Below are 3,462 nucleotides of genomic sequence, written 5' to 3' on the forward strand. Positions count from 1 at the left end.
AGCAGCCACGGCACCACCGGCAGCGTGACCGCCGGCTCCTCCACCGGGGCCGGCTCCTCCTCGGCGGCCTCCAGGATGACGTGCGCGTTGGTGCCGCTGATGCCGAACGAGGAGACCGCGGCGCGGCGCGGGCGCTCGCCCGTCTCCGGCCAGGCGCGGGCCTCGGTCAGCAGCCGGACCTCGCCCGCCGACCAGTCGATCTTCGAGGACGGCTCGTCCACGTGCAGGGTCTGCGGCAGCATCCCGTGCCGCATCGCCTGCACCATCTTGATGATGCCGGCGACGCCGGCGGCGGCCTGGGTGTGCCCGATGTTCGACTTGATCGAGCCCAGCCACAGCGGCCGGTCCGCGTCGCGCTCCTGGCCGTAGGTGGCCAGCAGCGCCTGCGCCTCGATCGGGTCGCCCAGCGTCGTGCCGGTGCCGTGCGCCTCCACCACGTCCACGTCCGCCGCCGCGACACCCGCGTTGGCCAGCGCCTGACGGATGACCCGCTGCTGCGACGGACCGTTCGGGGCGGTCAGGCCGTTGGACGCACCGTCCTGGTTGATCGCCGAGCCGCGCACGACGGCGAGGACCTGGTGGCCGTTGCGGCGGGCGTCGGACAGCCGCTCCACGAGCAGCATGCCCACGCCCTCGCCCCACGCGGTGCCGTCCGCGCCGTCCGCGAACGCCTTCACCAAGCCGTCGGCGGCCAGGCCGCCCTGGCGGGAGAATTCCACGAAGCCGGCCGGGGTCGACATCACCGTCACGCCGCCGACCAGCGCCAGATCGCACTCACCGGTGCGCAGCGCCTGTGCCGCCAGGTGCAGGGCGACCAGCGACGACGAGCAGGCCGTGTCGACCGTCACCGCCGGGCCCTCCAGCCCGAAGGCGTAGGACAGACGACCGGACAGGACACTGGCGAGGTTGCCGGTGACGCCGGGTCCGGCGAGCGACTCGTCGGCGGCCTGGACGACGTCGCCGTAGTCCTGGCCGTTGGTGCCGGCGAACACCCCGGTGCGGCTGCCGCGGAGGGACAGGGGATCGATGCCGGAACGCTCGAGGACCTCCCAGGTGGACTCGAGGAGCAGTCGCTGTTGCGGGTCCATGGCCAGGGCCTCGCGCGGCGAGATCCCGAAGAACGCCGGGTCGAAGTCCGCGGCGTCGTGCAGGAAGCCGCCCCGGTCGACGTACGAGGTGTCGGGCGTGGCGCGCGTCGGGTCGTACAGCGCGGCGATGTCCCAGCCGCGGTCCGCCGGAAAGCCGGTGATGCCGTCGCTGCCGGAGGCCAGCAGGTGCCACAGCTTCTCCGGCGACGTCACCCCTCCGGGGAAGCGGCAGCTCATGCCGACCACCACGACCGGGTCGTCATCGCCGACGGGGTCCCGGCGTTCCGCGTCCGCGGACGACGCCGCAGCACCGTCGTCGGCGGTGAGGTGGTCGAAGAGGTGGGCGGCGAGGGCGGCCGGGGTCGGGTAGTCGAAGACGAGGGTGGCGGGCATCGGGAGCCCGGTGGCGGTGCCCAGGTGGTTGCGCAGGTCCACGGCGCTCATCGAGTTGAAGCCGAAGTCCTGGAAGCTGCGGTCCTTGGGGATCCTGCTCGTGTCGCTGTGGCCGAGCACGGTCGCCGTCTCGGCCAGCACCAGGTCCAGGACCGCGCGGGCCCGCTCTGCTGCGGGCAGGGCGAGCAGGCGGGAGACCTGGGACGAGGTACGGCCCGTGCCGCCGTCAGTGGCGGGGGCGGCCGTCCCTCCCTGGCCGTCCTCGCGGAAGTCCGGCAGGTCCCGGATCAGCGGGCTCGGGCGGCGCGTCGCGGTGTGGGAGACCATGCGAGGCCAGTCGATGTCCGCGACGACGAGGAAGGTCTCGTCGTGCTCCAGCGCCTGCTGGAGGCCGGCCAAGGCCTGCTCGGGGTCCATGGCACGCGCGCCGATACGTTCGAAGCGCTCCTCCGCGTCTCCCTCGCCGAGGCCCGTACCGGACCAGCGGCCCCAAGCGACGGAGGTGGCGGGCAGACCTGCGGACCGGCGCTGCTGGGCGAGCGCGTCGAGGAAGGCGTTTCCGGGAGCGTAGTTTCCCTGCCCCGGCGCGCCGATGGTGCCGCTGAGGGAGGAGAAGAGCACGAACGCGGACAGATCGAGGTCGCGGGTGAGTTCGTGCAGGTTGAGCGCGCCGTCGACCTTGGCCCGCAGCGCGTTGGCGAGGCGTTCGGGGGTGAGGGCGTCGATGAGGGCATCGTCGAGGGCCGCCGCGGTGTGCACGACGGCGGTGAGCGGGGTGTCGGCGGGGATCGAGGCGATGAGGGCGGCCAGCGCGGCGCGGTCCTCGGTCGGGCATGCCTCGATACGTACACGGCAACCCAGCCCTTCCAGCTCGGCAGCGAGGTCTGCGGCGCCCGGCGCGTCGGGGCCCCGGCGGCTGGTGAGGACGAGCTGTTCGGCGCCGCCCCGGGCGAGCCAGCGCGCGACGTGCGCGCCGAGTGCGCCCGTACCGCCGGTGACGAGGACTGTACCGCCGACGGCCCAGGCGCTCTTGGCCCGAGCCTTCGTCAAAGGAGCACGAACGAGACGGCGGGCGAACGTGCCGGAGGACCGGATCGCGACGTGGTCCTCATCCTCGGTACGGGCCAGGACATGGCGCAGACGCTCACGCCCGCGCTCGTCCAGGTCCTCGGGCAGGTCGATCAGTCCGCCCCAGCGCTGTGGGTACTCGGCGGCGGCGACGTCGGCGAGACCCCAGCACAGGGCCTGGGACGCGCCGGTGACAGCCTCGGACGGCCAGACGGCGACCGCGCCGCACGTGACGGTCCACAGCGGTACGTCGACTCTGGCGTCACCCATGGCCTGCGTGAGGGCGGCCGACGCCGCGTAGCCGACGGGGAGACCGGGGAGAACCGGGTGGTCGCGCTCGTCGAGCGGCAGAAGGGACAGGACGCGGCCCACCGCCGCCGACTGGTCGGCAGCCGTGGCCTGCAGCCGGTCGGCCAAGGCCTTGCGGGAGGCGTCGGCCGGCACCCGGATGACGCTGGTGCGCTCGGCTCCTAGCGCTGCGAGGCACGCGTCGACGAGGGGGGAACCGTCGACCCGGTCGGGTACGACGAGGAGGGTGACGCCCGGAAGAGCGGGAGCGGCGCCGGTGGAGCCGGAGAGACGCTGCCAGGTGGTCCGGTACCGCCACGAGTCCAGGGCATCGGCCGACTGGCGCCGGCGCCGCCAGTCGGACAGGGCCGGGAGCACGACCGTGAACGGGTCATCGGGGTCGACGGCCAGGGTCCGCGCGAGCGCCTCGAGGTCGCCATCGCTGACAGCACCCCAGAACGCCGCTTCACCTGCGCTGTTGTCGGAGGGGAGGTGGGTAGCGGGAGTGGCGGTCAGCCAGTACCTCTGCCGCTGGAAGGGGTAGGTGGGCAGGTCGGTGCGGCGGGCGCCGGTGCCGGCGTAGAAGGCGGTCCAGTCCACGCGGGTGCCGTGGGCGTGGAGCTCG

General features: G+C 73.7%; 1 protein-coding gene. It reads right to left on the reverse strand.

Going from position 1 to position 3,462, the window contains the following annotated elements; genetic code table 11:
- Positions 1–3,437, reverse strand: a 3,437-nt coding sequence (locus AB0I73_RS40710) for a beta-ketoacyl synthase N-terminal-like domain-containing protein (protein ID WP_363045425.1), incomplete at its 3' end; no start/stop codon positions are given.
- Positions 3,438–3,462: the final 25 nt, after the last annotated feature.

This window comes from Streptomyces sp. NPDC050388, from assembly GCF_040655635.1.
Classification (GTDB): domain Bacteria; phylum Actinomycetota; class Actinomycetes; order Streptomycetales; family Streptomycetaceae; genus Streptomyces.